Origin of the sequence: Streptomyces sp. ActVer (assembly GCF_027270795.1) — a bacterium.
GTDB classification, from domain to species: domain Bacteria; phylum Actinomycetota; class Actinomycetes; order Streptomycetales; family Streptomycetaceae; genus Streptomyces; species Streptomyces umbrinus_A.
On the sequence record NZ_JAPWHT010000227.1, the window covers coordinates 1 to 16,396 of the forward strand.

A 16,396-nucleotide genomic window follows, 5' to 3' on the forward strand; every position below is an offset into this window, starting at 1 on the left:
CGAAGCGGATGACGCTGCCCGGGCCGACGTCCCACTCGTGGACGCGGCGGCCGTCGGCGTACGTACCGTTCGTGCTGTTCTCGTCCCAGAGCGTCCAGTGATCGGCGTTGGGCCGCAGGACCGCGTGGTGCCAGGAGACCCGGGCGTCGTCGATGACGATGTCGCTCAACGGGTCGCGGCCGACGTGATAGTCGTGGTTCGGGGTCATGACCGTGGACCCCGTCTCGGTTTCGAGGACGAGTTCGGGCGCCGCTGAACGCTCTCCCATGCCTGAATTCTAGCTATTCGTCCACATGTGCGCCTGCTGCGGGTCGGCGAGGGCCGCGCCCGAGCGGTTCCGCCGGGATCGGGGATCAGGCGGCCGGCATGGACAGGAAGGGGAGGGTGCGCTGCATGCGCAGGGCGTCGACCGACTCCGCGAGCAGTTCGTACTCGGTGGTCTCGTCACTCGTGGCGATGCGGACCAGATTCCCGGCGGCCAACTCCTGGGCGGCCAGCTCCTGCTGGAAGATGTCGCCGCACCACGCGCGCAGCACGCCGGGCACGTCGGGGGCCGTGACCGAGAGGGGCATCATCGAGTTCGGCGGGAAGTACGGGGCGTCGGGGTTCGGATCGAGGCGCTCGGCCATCCATGACGCCCGGTCCCGTAACCACCACATGGCCAGTGCCAGGGTGGGCGCCCGGTAGGTGCCGAGCGGTACACCGACCCACATGCCCCCGCACACTCCGTACGCGGTGACATGGCAAAGGAATTCGTCGTGCACGATCGCTCCCCCATTGCATCCGCTTGCTGCCGGTCCGGCCTCTCTTTCCTGCGGCTCGCTGGTGGTGCACGATGGCGCTGTTCTTCGGTCGGTCCGCCGGGCGATCCCCTGGCAATTCCCGAGCCGTTCGCAGGGCTGTGAATAGCCCTGCATTCAAGTATCACCACTCCTGACACACTGTCACCATGCCATTCCAGCCAGTCTCCTGGCATATTCACGGCGGTGACTGGCTGAAATGACTCGGCCGTGGACATCAGGTTCCTCCGACGGGCATTACCCGAGGGGTAATCGACGGCTCCGACGACGCCCGGCATGGTTGCGGTACCGGATCCCGACGACGTCCGATCCGAGCCCTGACCAGTACGTACGAGCACGTACGACCTCGATGGAGGCTGATCTCCCATGTCCGCGAACCAGGACCGCTACGAAACCGCCGTCGCCCGTTACTTCGAGGCCTGGAACGCGGGCGGGAAGGAGGCCCTGACGAAGGCCGTGACCGCCGCCTGGACCGCGGACGGCACGTACACCGACCCGCTGGCCGACGTCCGCGGGCACGACGGGATCGCCGCCGTGATCGCCGGGGCGCACGAGCAGTTCCCCGGATTCGAGTTCCGGCTCACCGGTGCCGTGGACGGGCACCACGACCTCGCCCGATTCAGCTGGGAGCTGGTCGCCGTCGCGGACGGCTCGGCGCCGGTCGCCGGCTTCGATGTGATCACCCTGAGCGACGACGGTCGGATACGGAGCGTGCACGGATTCCTGGACCGAGTGCCCGCCGGGGCGTGACACCACGGCTGCCGCGATGAGTTTTGCCGCGCCCGGTGGTCTCGTATAGGAGAGACCACCAGGCGGGAGAGACCGCCGGGACAGCGGAGGACATCATGAGCACGGACACCGAATTGGACCAGCAATTCACCGCGGTACTTCTGAAGAGTCCCGAGAAGGGCGGCTGGACCTATCTCGTCTGGCCGGAGTCCGTCGGATTCTTCGGCACGCGCGGACTGGTCAAGGTCCGCGGGACGATCGACGGCCATCCCTTCCGGAGTTCGTTCATGGCCCTCGGCGACGGCACCCACAAGCTTCCCGTGAAGGCCGACGTCCGCAGGGCGATCGGCAAGGAGGCCGGGGACACCGTGACCGTACGACTGGAGGAGCGCGTCACGGACTGACCCCCTCGCCCACGGCTCGGGGGTCGGTCCGTCGGTCCGTACCTGGCAGTCAGGCCTTGGAGGCCCGCCGCACGATCTCGTCGATACGGGTGAGCTCGTCCTCCGAGAAGTCCAGGTTGCCCGTGGCCGCCACGCTGTCCTCCAACTGCTGCGGGCTGCTCGCGCCGATCAGCGCGGAGGTGACCCGGCCGCCGCGCAGCACCCAGGCGAGCGCCATCTGGGCCAGGGACTGACCGCGGGTCTTGGCGATGTCGTCCAGGGCGCGCAGGTTGCCGACGAGGTCCTCGGTCACCGTGTCGGCGCTCAGGAAGGGGCTGTCACTGGCGGCCCGGGAACCCTCCGGGATGCCGTCGAGGTAGCGGCCGGTGAGCAGGCCCTGCTCCAGCGGCGAGTAGGCGATGGAGCCCACCTTCAGCTCGTCGAGCGCGTCGAGCAGCCCCTCCTCGGGGCGCCGGTCGAGCATCGAGTAGCGCGGCTGGTGGATGAGGAGCGGGGTGCCCAGCTCGCCCAGGATGCGGGCGGCCTCGCGGGTCTGCTCCGGCGAGTAGTTGGAGACACCGACGTACAGCGCCTTGCCCTGCTGCACCGCCGAGTGCAGCGCGCCCATCGTCTCCTCCAGGGGAGTCTCCGGGTCGGGGCGGTGGGAGTAGAAGATGTCGACGTAGTCGAGGCCCATCCGGCCCAGGCTCTGGTCGAGCGAGGACAGCAGGTACTTGCGGGAGCCCCATTCGCCGTACGGCCCCGGCCACATCAGGTATCCGGCCTTGGTGGAGATGACCAGCTCGTCGCGGTACGGACCGAAGTCCGCCTTGAGCGCCTCGCCGAGGGCCGACTCGGCGGCGCCGGGCGGGGGCCCGTAGTTGTTGGCGAGGTCGAAGTGGCTGACGCCCAGGTCGAACGCCCGGCGCAGGATCGCGCGCTGGGTGTCCACGGGACGGTCGGGGCCGAAGTTGTGCCACAGGCCGAGGGAGAGCGCGGGGAGTTTCAGGCCGCTGCGTCCCGTGCGCCGGTAGGGCATGTCCGCGTAACGGTCGGTGTGTGCGGTGTACAACGCGTTCTCCAGAGGGGTCGGTACGGAGTGGACCGGTGTCCACTCTCGCCTGCCCGCTCGACAGCGGTCCAACAGGAGAATCGGATGGGATTCAGCGGATACGCTTCTCAATCATGGAATTGCGCCACCTGCAGCACTTCGTCGCGGTCGCCGAGGACCAGCACTTCACCCGGGCAGCGGAACGCCTGATGGTGTCCCAGTCGGGTCTGTCGGCATCGATCCGCGCGCTGGAGCGGGAGCTGCGGGCCCCGCTGTTCGTCCGCACGACCCGCCGCGTCACGCCCACCGAGGCCGGCCGGGCCCTGCTGACCGAGGCGGAGCGGATCCTCGCGCAGGTCCGCGCGGCCCAGGACGCGGTGGCCGCCGTACAGGGCGTGCTGCGCGGCACGCTCTCGCTGGGCACCGAGCAGTGCATCGCCGGGGTGCCCGTCGCACAGCTGCTGGCCGCGTTCCGCAGGCAGCATCCGGACGTGGAGATCCGGCTGCGGCAGGCCGGCTCGGGCGCGCTCGCCGAGGACGTCGCCGCCGGCCGCCTGGACCTGGCCTTCGCCGTGACGACCCGCGCCGACACGGAGCAGCTCCGCTGTCTGCCCCTGACCAGCGAGCCGATGACCGTGCTCTGCCACCCCTCGCACCGGCTGGCGGCCGGGGGGCCCGTCACCCCCGACGAACTCGGCGGCGAGCCCTTCGTCGACTTCCACCCCGACTGGGGACCGCGCCGCACCACCGACGCGGCCTTCGCGGCGGCCGGTGTGCACCGCACGGTCGCCCTGGAGGTCAACGACGTGCACAGCCTCCTCGACCTCGTCGAGGAGGGCCTCGGGATCGCCGTCGTACCGCGCCACTTCGCCCACAAACGGCGCGCCCTGCCCGCACTCCCCCTCAAGGCAGACACCGAGACGCCGTACGAGACCGTCGCCATGCTCCCGCCCCCGGAGGCGACCAGTCCGGCCGCCCGGGCTCTGATGTCGCTGCTCGAAACAGGGGGCCTGGCACCACCCCAGGAGGGGCTCCAGGACTCCTGACCGGGCCCGCTCCCCCGCCGCAGACTCGTGCACATCGATCACGACAACTGCGGCACGGGAGTGCGGAGATGACTGAGCACAGCCGACGGAACGTACTGCGCGGGGTGGCCGCCGTCGCGGCGGCGAGCGGACTCGTAGGAGCGACGGGAGGACTCGCCGCCGGTGCTCCCGCCACCGCGAAGGGGCGCCACTTCCCGTTTCTGGAAGGGGCGTTCGCCCCGGTCACCGAGGAGCTGACCGCCTTCGGCCTTCCCGTCACCGGACGGATCCCGCGCGAGCTGAACGGCCGCTACCTCCGGAACGGGCCGAACGTCCTGGGCCTGGAGGATCCCCGGGCACACCACTGGATGCAGGGCGACGGCATGGTGCACGGCGTCCGGCTGCGGGACGGCCGCGCCGAGTGGTACCGCAACCGCTGGGTCCGCTCCTCCCGCGTCGCCGAGAAGCTCGGCGAGCCCTACCCGGGACCGGTGCCGCCGGACGACTTCCCGTGCAACACCCACGTCATCGGGCACCGCGGACGGGTCCTGGCCCTCCAGGAGAGCGGCCCGCTGCCGTACGAACTCGACTACGAGCTCAACACGGTGGGCACGTACGACTTCCGCGGCACCCTGGAGGGCGCGTTCACGGCGCACACCAACCTCGACGCGGAGTCGGGCGAGCTGCACGCGATCACGTACTACCCGACCTGGAACCACATCCGGCACCTGGTGGTGAACGCCGCGGGGAGGGTCGTACGGACCACGAGGATCCCGGTCTCGGACAGCCCGATGATCCACGACTTCGCGCTCACCGAGAAGTACGTCGTCATCTTCGACATGCCGGTCACCTTCGACCCGGCGGGCGCCGAGCGGGGCGACCTGGTGCCGTACGTGTGGAACGACCGGCATGCGGCGCGCGTCGGTGTGCTGCCGCGGGCCGGCGGCCGGATCCGCTGGATCGAGGCGGAGCCGACGTACTACTCGCACACCCTCAACGCCTACGACGAGGGATCGTCGGTGGTCGTCGACCTCACAGCCATCGCGGCGCCCTTCTTCGTCGCGGGACTCGGCTCCGGCGGGCCATACGGCGCCGGGACCCCGCGGCTGCACCGCTGGACGGTCGACCTCGACCGGGGCCGCGTACGCACCAGGGTGCTGGACGACCGGCCCCAGGAATTCCCGCGCGTCAACGAGTCGCTGGTGGCGCGGCGGCATCGGTACGGGTACTCGGCGGCCGCCGCCGAGATGACGCTGGCGTATGTGACGCCCGACGGGAACCCGCCCGACCGCGCCTTCCGCAACGAGCTGATCAAGCACGACCTGTTGCGCGGTACGACTCAGGTGCACCGGCTGCCCCGGCACGCGGCGGCCGGCGAGCCGGTGTTCGTCGCCTCGGACCCGACGGACCGGAGGGCGGCCGAGGACGACGGCTACACGCTGTCGTACGTGCACGATCCCGACCGGGGCGCGGCCGATCTGCTGATCCTGTCGGCTCAGGACTTCACGGGTGAGCCGGTGGCCCGGATCCATCTGCCCGGGCGGGTGCCGCTGGGCTTCCACGGGAACTGGGTGGCCGACGCGTGAGAGCACATGAGAGGCCGGCCGGGACCGTTGAGCGGTCCGGCGGCCGGCCTCCGGGTGATCAGAGCTCGTAGCCCGGCAGGACGACGTCCCTGATGAGGGCGGCCCGCTCGTCGAACGGGATGAACGCGCTCTTCAGGGCGTTGACCGTGACCGTGCGCAGGTCGTCGACGGTCCAGCCCGCCTCGTCGACGAGCAGGGCCATCTCGCGGGTCATGGTCGTGCCGGAGACCAGCCGGTTGTCGGTGTTGAGAGTGACGCGGAAGCCCAGGTCGCGGAGGTGCGTGATCGGGTGGTCGGCGATCGAAGGGGCCGCGCCCGTCTGGAGGTTGGAGGTGGGGCACATCTCCAGGGCGATGCGGCGGTCGCGCACCCACCCCGCGACGCGGCCGAGCTTGCCGTCCACGATGTCCTCGGTGATACGGACGCCGTGGCCGATGCGCTGGGCGCCGCAGACCTGGAGGGCCTGGTGGATGCTGGGCAGGCCGTGGGCCTCGCCGGCGTGGATGGTGAACGGGACGTTCTCGACGCGCAGGTGCTCGAAGGCGGCGAGGTGGTCGGCGGGCGGGAAGCCGTCCTCGGCGCCCGCGATGTCGAAGCCGACGACGCCGGCGTCCCGGAAGGCCACGGCCAGGTCGGCGGCCTCGCGGACCCGGTCGAACATGCGCATCCCGCACAGCAGCGTGCCGACGCGGACCGGCGTGCCCAGGGCCGCCGCCTTGGCCATACCGGCGGCCAAGCCCTCCTGCACGGTCTCGACGACCTCGGAGAGAGCCAGCCCGCCGTTGACCAGCAGCTCAGGGGCGTACCGCACCTCGCCGTAGACGACACCGTCCTCGGCCAGGTCGAGCACGTACTCCTCGGCGGTGCGCAGCAGGCCCTCGCGGGTCTGCATCACGGCGAGGGTGTGCTCGAAGGTGGCTATGTAGCGGACCAGGTCACCGGAGTTGGCCGCCTCGTAGTACCAGGCGGCGAGCGCGTCCGGGTCCGTGGTGGGGAGCGTGTGGCCGACCGCGTCGGCGAGTTCGACGAGCGTGGTGGGGCGCAGGCCGCCGTCGAGGTGGTCGTGCAGGACAGCCTTGGGGAGCCTGCGGATGGTGTCGATGTCGATGCGGGACGCGGTCATGCGGTGTTTCCTCGGCAGGTTGTCGGTGGGTGTGGAGTTCGGTGCGTGGGGAGTGCTGATCACTGGGCGGATTCGTCGTGAGCGGCGGCCTGCGGGTCGGGCACGGCAGGCTGCAGCAGGTCCCACCGGTTTCCGTAAAGGTCCTGGAAGACGACGACCGAGCCGTACGTCTCGTGCCGCGGCTCCTCCAGGAAGGTCACGCCCGCCGCGGTCATCCGTGCGTGGTCGCGGGCGAAGTCGTCGGTGTGCAGGAAGAAGCCGACACGTCCGCCGGTCTGGTCGCCGACCCGGCCGCGCTGAGCCTCGTCCTTGGCCCGGGCCAGCAGGAGCCCGGTGCCGTGCCCGCCGGTGTCCGGCTCCACGACGACCCAGCGGGACCCGTCGGGTCGCGGGGTGTCCTCGGCGAGCCGGAATCCGAGGGCCTCGGTGTAGAAGCGGATCGCCTCGTCGTAGTCGTCGACGACGAGGGTGACCAGGGCGACGCGTTTCATCGGAGCCTCTCGGGGAGCGAAGGGACGGGACACGAGGCGGGTTATACGTAACACGCGAGGATACGGCATCGGAAGGAGTGGTCCGGCAGGGTGGCTTCGGTCAGTGACATGGGAGGCCCGCCCGGGCAGGGGCCGCATGCCGTCGCCACGCGACGGGGCAGGGGGCCGCGTGCCGACGTCGCACCCGCCTCCTGCATGCTGGAGTCAAGATCAAGCGACAGGAGTGACACACCATGTCCGAGACGCCCAGGTCGACCGGAGCCCCCGCCCGCCAGAACGTCACGTTCCCGAGCGGCGGCACCACCGCGCACGGTTATCTGGCGCTGCCGCCCTCCGGACAGGGGCCCGGCGTCATCGTGATCCAGGAGTGGTGGGGCCTCACCGACCACATCGCGGACGTCACCGAGCGCCTGGCGAAGGAGGGCTTCGTGGCGCTGGCTCCCGACCTGTACGGCGGCAATGTCGCCCACGACAGCGCCGAGGCGTTTCGCATGATGCAGGACCTGCCCGTGGCGCGCGGCGTCGAGCTGCTCTCCGGCGCCGTCGACCATCTGCTCGCGATGCCCGAGGTCACCTCCGGGAGCGTCGGCTCGGTCGGCTTCTGCATGGGCGGCGGTTTCGTCCTCTACCAGGCCGCCACCGACCCGCGTGTCCACGCAGCCGTCCCGTTCTACGGCGTCATCCAGGGCGAGACCCCCGACTTCTCCGGCCTCAAGGCGCAGATCCTCGGGCACTACGGCGAGCGCGACTCGACCATTCCCGTCGACTCGCTCGCCCCGCTCCGCGACACGATCCGCGAGCAGTCCGGTATCACCCCAACCTTCCGCGTCTACCCCGCCGACCACGCCTTCTTCAACGACGGCCGTCCCGAGGTCCACGAGCCCGAGTCGTCGGCCCTGGCCTGGCGGAGCACGGTGGACTTCCTGCACGCACAGCTGGGCTGACCGGAGCGGTACGACGGTGCCGTGACGCAGGTCGCACATGGACCCGCGTCACTCACGGGTGGGTCGCTCCTCAGGCAGCCGCGGCGATCCGTACGCGGTGGCTGTCGTCGTCGGAGAGGAACGCGGACAGCTCCCGCCCCTGCTCGGCCACATCGGTGCGTTCGGCCCGGGAGAGGCGACGCAGCGGGGTGACCAGCACGGTGTCCTCCTCCACGTGCCAGGTCGCGGAGACCCGGCCGTCGACCAGGACGACGCGAGCACCGGCGACCGACAGCCCGCGGTGGGCGTCGTCGATGATCCGGCCGCGGTCGTGGTAGCCGAGGATCGCGTTGTCGAACGCGGGCAGGAACCGCGCCGGGGCGGGCGCGTCGGGGTCGGGGCACGGTGCGTCGGGAAGGTCCAGCAGTTCCCTGCCTCGCTCGTCGCGGAAGCTCACCAGTTCCTCGCGTACGGCGGTGACCGCGGCCGGCAGTCCGGCGAGGCCGCACCAGGCGCGCAGGTCGGCCGAGGCGGCGGGGCCGAACGCGGCCAGATAGCGCCGCACCAGCTGCTGGCCCACGGGGTCGGAGCCGTCCTGGGCCGGCGGGTCGATCTCGCGCCCGAGCCAGGAGGAGAGCGGGACGTTGCGCACTCCCGCCCGAGTGCGCCACAGTCCGCGCGGTGGCAGTTGCACCATCGGGATGAGGGCGGCGACCAGCATTTCGCCCAGTGGCCGTGGTCCCGGCTTCGGCCAGCGGTCGGCGAGCGCCCGTGCGAGTTCGGTCATCGAGCGGGGCTCGCCGTCGGCCATCACGGCCCGGCCCGCAGCCGCGAGTTCGTCGAGATCCACTCCGGCGAGTTCCCTGCGGTAGACCCCGATTACCCGTTGGCGCAGCATGGCGTCGTGGCGGGCCCGCCAGGCCAGGGCGTCGTCGGCGGTGACGAGGTGGACGGTGCGGCGCATGAGATGCGTACGCACCACGCTCCGCCCGGTCAGCAGGTCCGACAGCACCGCCGGGTCGAAAGCGTGCAGTCGCGACCAGAGCCCGACGAACGGCTCCTGCGGTTCCTGCGCCTGCAGACCGCCGAGGTGCGCGACGGCGTCGAGCACCGGCATGTCGGCGCGGTCGAGCAGCAACTGCCGTGCCAGCGTTGCCCTGTTGAGCGCCCGGGCGTCGAGAACGGTCATCGGGTCGCCCCCGCGGCCTGGCCGAACCTCATGGTGCGCTCTCCCCTTCAAGAACGGGCTTCGGATATGGGCTTCGAATACGGACGTCGAGTACGTGGAGGATCCCGCGGTCGGAGCCGGGTCGGGGCGGTGGCCCGACCCGGTCGGGATCCGTCCGTGTCAGGTCGACTTCTGCCCGTCGAGCGTCTCGCGCAGGATGTCCGCGTGCCCGGCGTGCTGGGCGGTCTCGGCGATGACATGCGTCAGAACCCGGCGCACACTGCGCACGGCTCCCGGCTCGTGCCAGGGCGCCTCCGGCAGCGGATGCGTCGCCGAGAGGTCGGGCACGGAGGCGATGATCTTCTCGCTGTGGGCGGCGACCTGCTCGTAGCGCTCGACGACCCCGGCCAGCGTCTCGCCGGGCAGCATCAGGAAGTCGTTCTGGTGGTCGATCATCCACTGCGGGAACTCGCGTGCGGTACCGGCCGCGATGTCGGCCCAGGTGACGCCGTCGGGCAGGTCGTGGCGCATCGCCGACGGGCCGTCGACCACGAAGCGCATCCATCCCTCCTCGATGGAGGCGACGTGCTTGATCAGCCCGCCCAGGCACAGCGCACTGACGGTCGGGCGCTCACCGGCCTGCTCGTCGCTGAGCCCGCGCACGGTGTTGGTCAGGGCTGCCCGCGCGGTCGCGAGCGCGGCGATCAGGTCGGCCCGCTCGGCGTCGGGAGTGGAAGGGGGCGTGGTCATGGCGGTCACAGTGATCGGTCCTTCTGGTCGTTCCCGGTGTTCGGTACGAGAACGACAGTCGCAGGAGAAGCGGTCAGGGAGTGTCCTCTTCTCGGGGCAGTATGGGTGTCATGCCGAAGACATCAGCCCGACTGCTGTCCCTGCTCTCGCTGCTCCAGGCGCGCCGGGACTGGCCGGGGGCGCTGCTGGCGGAGCGGCTGGACGTCAGTCCGCGTACCGTGCGCCGCGATGTCGACCGGCTGCGCGAGCTCGGCTATCCCATCGTGGCCTTCAAAGGACCCGACGGCGGCTACCGGCTCGACGCCGGAACCGATCTGCCGCCGCTGCTGTTCGACGACGAGCAGGCCGTCGCGCTCGCCATGGCGCTCCAGATGGCCACGACCACCGGCGCCGGTATCGAGGAGGCCGCGGCGCGTGCGCTGACCACCGTCCGGCAGGTCATGCCCGCGCGGTTGCGCCGCCGGATCGACATGCTCCAGATCACCGCCGTCGGGCGATCCGCGACCCGGCCGGAGTCGCGGGTCGACAGTGGTGTGCTCATGGCACTCGGCGCAGCCGTCCATGCCCACGAGGTGCTGCGTTTCGACTACGCCTCACCTCCGGGAGCAGGACACGATGATCCGGCCGTGGCCGCACCGCGCCGGGTGCAGCCCCATCACCTCGTCACCTGGGGCGGACGCTGGTATCTCGTCGCCTGGGACCTGGACCGCGAGGACTGGCGCACCTTCCGCGCAGACCGGATCACCCCGCGCGTTCCTACAGGGCCCCGGTTCACTGCGCGCGAACTGCCCGGAGGTGATGTGGCTGCTTTCGTGGCGGGCCGGTTCCGGGGATCCGACGGGTCCGGCGGCTCCGGTGACTGGCCCTGCCGCGGTGAGGTGATCCTCGGGCTCCCCGCCGCCGAGGTGTCCCGCTACTCCCGCGACGGAGTCGTCGAGGAGCTCGGCCCGGGCCGCTGCCGACTCGTCCTGGGTTCGTGGTCGTGGCCCGGCCTGGCCGCCGGCATCGGCAGGTTCGACGCCGACATCGAGGTCGTCGGCCCGGCCGAACTCCGGGACGCCTTCGCGCAGTTGGCCCGCCGCTACGCGAACGCGGCGACGGGCCCACTCGGCGAGAAGCGTCAGTACGTGTAGCCGTTGAGCGTCGCCACCGCGGCCGCCGGGTTCCCGAGGTCGTACCGGTCCACGGCGAGGAAGTTGGGCTTCTTGCGGGCGGCGGGCTGGCAGAAGCGCTGGGCCCGGTCGGTGAGTTTGCTGTTGTCGGTGGCGGCCGTGGAGGCGATCGCTGCGTCGCGGAAGTGGTTCATGACGAAGAGCGGCCGGAACGGCGGCGCCGTGGAGGTGAGGGGCACGTTGGTGTTGGCGTCGTACCAGCGGCTGTAGCAGGACCAGTCGGAGCTGCCGAGCCCGGAGCCCATGGACCAGTAGTTCTCGACGGTCCACTCACGCTGGTACATCACGCCGAAGCTGTCGCGGGTGAGGCCGGCGGACTGGTCGGCGGAACGGCTGTGGTCCGTGAAGATGAGGAGGCGGTCGTTGGCTGCGATGAGTTCCGACATCTTCGGCCAGCCCTTGGTGCGGACGCCGGTCTGGTCGGGGCGGTACAGCACGTCGGACAGGCCGTTCACGCGGGCCAGTTCGCTGCGCAGGACGCCCGGGTCGACGTAGTCCTCCAGGAAGACGGTGACGAACTCGTTCGGGTTCGCCCTCAGGTAGTCGACCATCCGCTGGATGTCCACCCACAGCGCGACCGGCCGGCTGACGAGGGTGCAGCTGTTGTGGCAGAGGATCGCGCCGTCGGAGGTCTGGTAGATGTCCAGCATGAAACCGCGTACGCCGTCGGTGAGTTGCTGGTTGATTCCCCGGCTCTGGTTGGGGACGAGGTTGACGAAGGGTGGCGCGAATCCGCCGTCGACACCGTTCGCGTAGGCGTTGTGGGACGTGAGGAACGTGACCTGGTCCAGGGTGCGTTGGTCCGGGGACGGCATCGGGGAGGTCGGGGACGTCGTGGGAGTCAGGTACCAGGAGGACAGGTTCCCCGCGCCGCCCAGGGCCAGTTGGGCCGGATAGTTGGAGCCGGACGGCTTCGCGGCGACCGTCAAGTACTGGTCGGCGCCCGGGACTTTGAGCCGGTACTGGTCGGTCCCCGTCGCCGTGATCTCCCACGGGGCGTCGCCGCTCGTACAGGCCACGGTTCTCGCCTGACCGCCGGAGCGGCCGAGGCAACTGCCCGCCGTGTCGGTGCTCTCCAGCACGTACGACGCGCCGCTCGACCGGAGCGTCCACTGCTGCCGGTCCTCGTTGCCCTTGGGGTTGCGCTGGACGACCGCTCCCCCACTGTCGGCGGCGTTCAGGCCGGTGACAGCGCTCTGCACGTAGAACACTCCTCCCGTCGGGACCGCCGCCGAGTGGGCGGGAGCGGCCAGGACGGAGGTGAGTGCCGCTCCGGCGGCAATGAGGGCGAGCAGGGGGCGATGCATCCGCATGTCGGTAGGGGTCCCTTTCAGCAGCGCGACGGCGCCGGAAGCGGCAGCCGGGAAATGGGGGGTCTGCGCGGGACACTCAATCGGCTTGGTATGTACTGGTCAATAGCCCGACCGGCCGGACAGGGCGGCGACATCGAGCCGCCGCCCCACGGCCGCCGGGGATACCCGGGCGGTACCTCAGCAGTACAGGTTGTTGCCCGGCGTCGTGCCGAGGATCTGGGTGAACCTCTGGTAGTTGTTCACCCGGCTCTGCACCTGGGCCGGGTTCTTGCCGTCGCACTCCAGCGAGCCGTTGATGCTGCGGATCGTCTGGCCGAAGCCCGCGCCGTTGACCATGGCGTTGTGGCCGGTCATGGTGCCGGGGCCGTTCTGCGTGTTCCAGTACCAGAGGCCGGTCTTCCAGGCCACGGCGGCGTCGTTCTGCACGAGCCAGGGGTTGTTGAGGAGGTCGATGCCCAGCGCGTCGCCCGCTGCCTTGTAGTTGAAGTTCCAGCTGAGCTGGATCGGCCCGCGGCCGTAGTACGCGGCCTGGCCGGCCGGGCAGCCGTACGGCTGGCCCCAGTCGCAGTAGGAGGGGTAGTTGGCGGTGTTCTGCTCGACGATGTGGACGAGACCGCCGGTCTCGTGGCTGACGTTTGCGAGGAAGGCGGCGGCCTCCTGCTTCTTCACCGTGTCGCTGCCGGTGTTCGCGAAGGCCGGATAGGCGCTCATCGCGGCCTTCAGCCCGCTGTACGTGTAGAAGGAGTTCCGGCTCGGGAACATCTGGTTGAACTGCGCCTCGCTCACCACGAAGCCGGAGGGGTTGGTGCCTCCGTCACAGGCGTACGGCTCCCAGTACCAGGTGCTGATGGTGGGGTCGTAGCCCGGGTTGTCGTGCTCGGCTATGTAGGCCTTGCCGTCGGTGTAACGGACGATGTTGCCGGTGACGTAGGACTTGCCGGCCACCCAGCTCGGGTAGCTCGAACAGGCCGCCGCGGACGCGCTCGACGCCGGCAGGAGCACCGGCGCGGCGCCTGCGAGCATGAGCGCGGCCACGAACGCGGAGATACGACGCCTCGACACAGGACCAACTCCTTCACGGAGCACGGCCGCGCCCGTACGCGGGCAGAGCGAAGCGGAACCTTGTGCGCGCAGGCCGGTGCGACCGGCCACGGCGTACGGGGCGGCCGTGGTGGGGGGTGTGGAGCCACACTCAACTCCCTTGGTCTGGACCAGTCAAGGGTGTAGACCAGTCAACCCGCCCCGCGGCCGCTCCGATTCAGCCCAGCGGTTCAGCCCAGCGGCTTCTCCAGCACCGCCTTGCGGTGACTGAACGTCTCGATGGAGTAGCGGCCGTGGTAGTTGCCCATGCCGCTCTCGCCGACACCGCCGAACGGCAGGTCGGAGACGGTGAGATGGGCGAGCGGCAGACCGAAGCCGAGGCCGCCTGAGGACGTTTCGGCAGCGAGCCGCTCGCGGGTGACGTCGGACTCGGTGAAGACGTACAGAGCCAGTGGCTTGTCCCGGTCGTTGATGAATTCGACTGCCTCGTCGAGCCCCGGCACGGTCACGATCGGCAGGACCGGGCCGAAGATCTCCTCGTGCATGACTGGCGAACCGGGGTCGACGTCGGCCAGAACGGTCGGCGCGATGTACTTCGTGGCACGGTCGCTGTCACCGCCGACCACGACACGGCCGGAGTCGAGCAGCCCGCTGAGGCGGTCGAAGTGCCGCTCGTTGATGATTCGCCCGTACTCGGCGGAGGTGGCGGTGTCGGTTCCGTACAGGTCCTCGACGGCCTTGGCCAGAGCCGGTTCCAGGGCACGGGCCGTCTCCGGGTCGGTGAGTACGTAGTCGGGGGCGACGCAGGTCTGTCCGGCGTTGAGGAACTTGCCGCGGGCGAGGCGGTCGGCGACGACGGTCAGGTCGGCGTCCCGGTCGACGAACGCCGGTGACTTGCCGCCGAGTTCGAGGGTGACCGGGGTGAGGTGCCGGGCGGCGGCGGTCATGACGATGCGGCCGACGGTGCCGTTGCCGGTGTAGAAGATGTGGTCGAAGCGCTCGGCGAGCAGGGCCGTGGTCTCGGGGATGCCGCCCTCGACGACGGCGACCGCGCCGGTGTCCAGGTACTCCGGCAGACGCCGGGCCAGGAAGGCGGAGGTGGCCGGGGCCAGCTCGCTGGGCTTGACGACGACCGCGTTGCCGGCGGCGAGCGCACCGAGCATCGGCGCGAGCAGGAGCTGCGCCGGGTAGTTCCAGGGCGCGATGACCAGCACGACGCCGAGCGGGTCGTACTGCGTCCAGGCCGTCGCGTCCGCTCCGAGGTGCTCGGGGACGGGGGCGGACTCGGGGCGCAGCCACTCGTCGAGGTGCTCCAGGGTGTGGTCGATCTCCCGCACGACGAAGTTGATCTCCGTACGGAACGCCTCGGTGGAGCTCTTGCCCAGGTCGGCGTGGAGGGCCGCGGCCAGGCCCTCGCCGTGCACGGTGAGCAGCTCGCGCAGGCGGCGCAGCTGGGTGGTGCGCCATACGACGGGCTTGGTGCGGCCGGAGCGGAAGGTGGCGCGCAGCCGGGCCACGACGTCGGCGGGCTGCTCGGGGGTGGGCTGGTTCACGGTGCCTCGCTGGTCGGAGTGGGCTGGTGGCCCGCGTGCGGTGGGGTCGAGCGGCAAGCTCGATGTATATGCCAACCATTTATACGGCATCATGATTCCGCAGCACGCGAGGCAACCGGCCATGAGCGTCACAGATCACACCGAGGGCGCAACGGCCACTCGCGGCGGGACCCTCCACCGGCTGGTGGAACCCTCCGCGGGACTACACCGAGGACTCGGCGGCCGCCCCGTCGAGCGTATCCGCGAGCCGGTGCAGGAGCCCCCGCAGCAGTTCGTCGTCGCCGTCGCTCAGGACGGGCCACTGGGCGCGGACCTCGCGGTCGACGCGCCGCCAGTGGTCCTCGCCGCGCGGGGTGAGGTGGGCGAGGATGCGGCGCCGGTCCAGGGGGTCGACGCGCCGGTAGACGAGGTTCTGGTCGACGAGTTGGTCGACCAGTTTGGTGAGGGTCGGGGGCGGCAGGAAGGCCGCCTCGGCGACCGCCGCCATCGGGTGCCCCTCACCGTCGGAGAGCAGGGAGAGCACACGCCAGGCGTCGAGCGAGCAGCCGTGCTCGTCCAGGGCGGCCTGGAGCCGGCGCGCCGCCAGTCGCTCGGCCCGCGTCAAGAGGTGCATGAGGTCCTGAGACCGACGCGGAGGTGGGGTCGGCATCCTTCTCCTCGCTCCCGGGGGTCAGCACATCGTACAAGTCCCGCTTCCCACAAGGATCTCCCACATCTGCCGCCGCACCCGCGCACCGCATGCCAGGGTCCGGCCGCCGCGCACCCATCGAGTCCAGGTTCCTGCCGCCCCGGGCGCGGACCGTACCCCGAGACGGATTGGAGTTCACCGGGTGTTCCCGGAATCATGCCCTCATGGTCCGGCTCGACCCGCCTCCGCTCGACTGGTTCACGGCCGACGACTCGGTCGTCAGCGTGGCGCTGGTCTTTCCCATGCAGGGCGCCGCGGGGATCTTCGGGCCCACGTGCGAGTTGTGCGCGCGGCTCGCCGTGGAGGAGGTCAACCGCTCGGGCGGGGTGCTCGGCAAGGAGCTGCGGCTGCTGCCGGTCGACGGCGGCGCCGAGCCGCACCGCATCGCCGAGAACGTCGAGGCACTGGTCGACCTCGGCATCGTGCAGGGCGTCACCGGCTGGCACATCTCCTCCGTACGCCAGAAGCTCGCACCGCGGATCGCCCACCGCGTGCCCTACGTGTATACGGCGCTGTACGAGGGCGGCGAGGACACGGCCGGCGTGTTCCTGACGAGCGAGACCCCGAACGACCAACTGCGGCCCGCCATGCGCCTGTTGG

Annotated in this window: 18 protein-coding genes; 7 read left to right on the plus strand and 11 right to left on the minus strand. The window is 70.6% G+C overall.

Annotated features, from left to right (window positions below; genetic code table 11):
* Positions 1 to 268, minus strand: a 268-nt coding sequence (locus tag O3Q52_RS30875) for an FHA domain-containing protein (protein WP_269651985.1), incomplete at its 3' end; no start/stop codon positions are given.
* Between the two features lie 85 nt (positions 269 to 353).
* On the minus strand, positions 354 to 764 hold the full coding sequence (locus tag O3Q52_RS30880) for a hypothetical protein (protein WP_269651986.1): 411 nt from the start codon (positions 762 to 764) through the stop codon (positions 354 to 356).
* Between the two features lie 402 nt (positions 765 to 1,166).
* Here O3Q52_RS30880 and O3Q52_RS30885 point away from each other — a divergent pair, with 402 nt between their 5' ends.
* Positions 1,167 to 1,550: a nuclear transport factor 2 family protein gene (locus O3Q52_RS30885; RefSeq protein WP_269651987.1), complete on the plus strand. Its 384-nt coding sequence runs from the start codon at positions 1,167 to 1,169 to the stop codon at positions 1,548 to 1,550.
* Between the two features lie 95 nt (positions 1,551 to 1,645).
* Complete coding sequence (locus O3Q52_RS30890) at positions 1,646 to 1,933, plus strand: DUF1905 domain-containing protein (protein ID WP_269651988.1); 288 nt, start codon at positions 1,646 to 1,648, stop codon at positions 1,931 to 1,933.
* A gap of 49 nt (positions 1,934 to 1,982) precedes the next feature.
* Here the strand turns inward: O3Q52_RS30890 and mgrA are convergent, their stop codons facing one another.
* Positions 1,983 to 2,984 carry an L-glyceraldehyde 3-phosphate reductase gene (gene mgrA / locus O3Q52_RS30895; protein WP_269651989.1) on the minus strand — a complete coding sequence of 334 codons (1,002 nt, stop codon included), beginning with the start codon at positions 2,982 to 2,984 and terminating at the stop codon, positions 1,983 to 1,985.
* 113 nt (positions 2,985 to 3,097) lie between these two features.
* Between mgrA and O3Q52_RS30900 the strand changes: the two genes are divergently transcribed.
* The gene (locus O3Q52_RS30900; RefSeq protein ID WP_269651990.1) at positions 3,098 to 4,009 is read left to right on the plus strand and encodes a LysR family transcriptional regulator; all 912 of its coding nucleotides are present in this window, start codon (positions 3,098 to 3,100) and stop codon (positions 4,007 to 4,009) included.
* Positions 4,010 to 4,077: 68 nt separating this feature from the next.
* Positions 4,078 to 5,574 carry a carotenoid oxygenase family protein gene (locus O3Q52_RS30905; RefSeq protein ID WP_269651991.1) on the plus strand — a complete coding sequence of 499 codons (1,497 nt, stop codon included), beginning with the start codon at positions 4,078 to 4,080 and terminating at the stop codon, positions 5,572 to 5,574.
* Positions 5,575 to 5,632: 58 nt separating this feature from the next.
* Here O3Q52_RS30905 and O3Q52_RS30910 read toward each other — a convergent pair whose 3' ends face one another.
* Together O3Q52_RS30910 and O3Q52_RS30915 are read right to left on the minus strand one after the other, a co-directional pair.
* Complete coding sequence (locus tag O3Q52_RS30910) at positions 5,633 to 6,697, minus strand: adenosine deaminase (protein ID WP_269651992.1); 1,065 nt, start codon at positions 6,695 to 6,697, stop codon at positions 5,633 to 5,635.
* Between the two features lie 59 nt (positions 6,698 to 6,756).
* Positions 6,757 to 7,188 carry a VOC family protein gene (locus O3Q52_RS30915; RefSeq protein ID WP_269651993.1) on the minus strand — a complete coding sequence of 144 codons (432 nt, stop codon included), beginning with the start codon at positions 7,186 to 7,188 and terminating at the stop codon, positions 6,757 to 6,759.
* 233 nt (positions 7,189 to 7,421) lie between these two features.
* Between O3Q52_RS30915 and O3Q52_RS30920 the strand changes: the two genes are divergently transcribed.
* Positions 7,422 to 8,132, plus strand: coding sequence for a dienelactone hydrolase family protein (locus O3Q52_RS30920; RefSeq protein ID WP_269651994.1), 711 nt, complete (start codon positions 7,422 to 7,424; stop codon positions 8,130 to 8,132).
* Positions 8,133 to 8,202: 70 nt separating this feature from the next.
* On the opposite strand, the gene O3Q52_RS30925 is transcribed toward O3Q52_RS30920, so the two are convergent.
* Complete coding sequence (locus O3Q52_RS30925) at positions 8,203 to 9,300, minus strand: winged helix DNA-binding domain-containing protein (protein WP_269651995.1); 1,098 nt, start codon at positions 9,298 to 9,300, stop codon at positions 8,203 to 8,205.
* A 159-nt stretch (positions 9,301 to 9,459) separates the two neighbouring features.
* On the minus strand, positions 9,460 to 10,038 hold the full coding sequence (locus O3Q52_RS30930) for a DinB family protein (RefSeq protein WP_269651996.1): 579 nt from the start codon (positions 10,036 to 10,038) through the stop codon (positions 9,460 to 9,462).
* Positions 10,039 to 10,139: 101 nt separating this feature from the next.
* Here O3Q52_RS30930 and O3Q52_RS30935 point away from each other — a divergent pair, with 101 nt between their 5' ends.
* Positions 10,140 to 11,162 (plus strand): YafY family protein, encoded by a 1,023-nt coding sequence (locus tag O3Q52_RS30935; RefSeq protein WP_269651997.1) that lies wholly within the window; start codon positions 10,140 to 10,142, stop codon positions 11,160 to 11,162.
* Here O3Q52_RS30935 and O3Q52_RS30940 read toward each other — a convergent pair.
* The 4 genes from O3Q52_RS30940 to O3Q52_RS30955 all read right to left on the minus strand — a co-directional run bounded on the left by O3Q52_RS30940 (position 11,150) and on the right by O3Q52_RS30955 (position 15,721).
* The gene (locus tag O3Q52_RS30940) at positions 11,150 to 12,514 is read right to left on the minus strand and encodes an RICIN domain-containing protein (RefSeq protein ID WP_269651998.1); all 1,365 of its coding nucleotides are present in this window, start codon (positions 12,512 to 12,514) and stop codon (positions 11,150 to 11,152) included. The genes O3Q52_RS30935 and O3Q52_RS30940 overlap by 13 nt on opposite strands.
* A 177-nt stretch (positions 12,515 to 12,691) precedes the next feature.
* Positions 12,692 to 13,576, minus strand: coding sequence for a glycoside hydrolase family 19 protein (locus O3Q52_RS30945; RefSeq protein ID WP_269651999.1), 885 nt, complete (start codon positions 13,574 to 13,576; stop codon positions 12,692 to 12,694).
* Positions 13,577 to 13,785: 209 nt separating this feature from the next.
* On the minus strand, positions 13,786 to 15,231 hold the full coding sequence (locus O3Q52_RS30950) for an aldehyde dehydrogenase family protein (protein WP_332112962.1): 1,446 nt from the start codon (positions 15,229 to 15,231) through the stop codon (positions 13,786 to 13,788).
* 79 nt (positions 15,232 to 15,310) lie between these two features.
* A complete protein-coding gene (locus tag O3Q52_RS30955) occupies positions 15,311 to 15,721 on the minus strand; it encodes a MarR family winged helix-turn-helix transcriptional regulator (RefSeq protein ID WP_269652000.1) in 411 nt (136 codons plus the stop codon).
* Between the two features lie 239 nt (positions 15,722 to 15,960).
* On the opposite strand from O3Q52_RS30955, the gene O3Q52_RS30960 reads away from it, so the two are divergent.
* Positions 15,961 to 16,396, plus strand: a 436-nt coding sequence (locus O3Q52_RS30960) for an ABC transporter substrate-binding protein (protein ID WP_269652001.1), incomplete at its 3' end; no start/stop codon positions are given.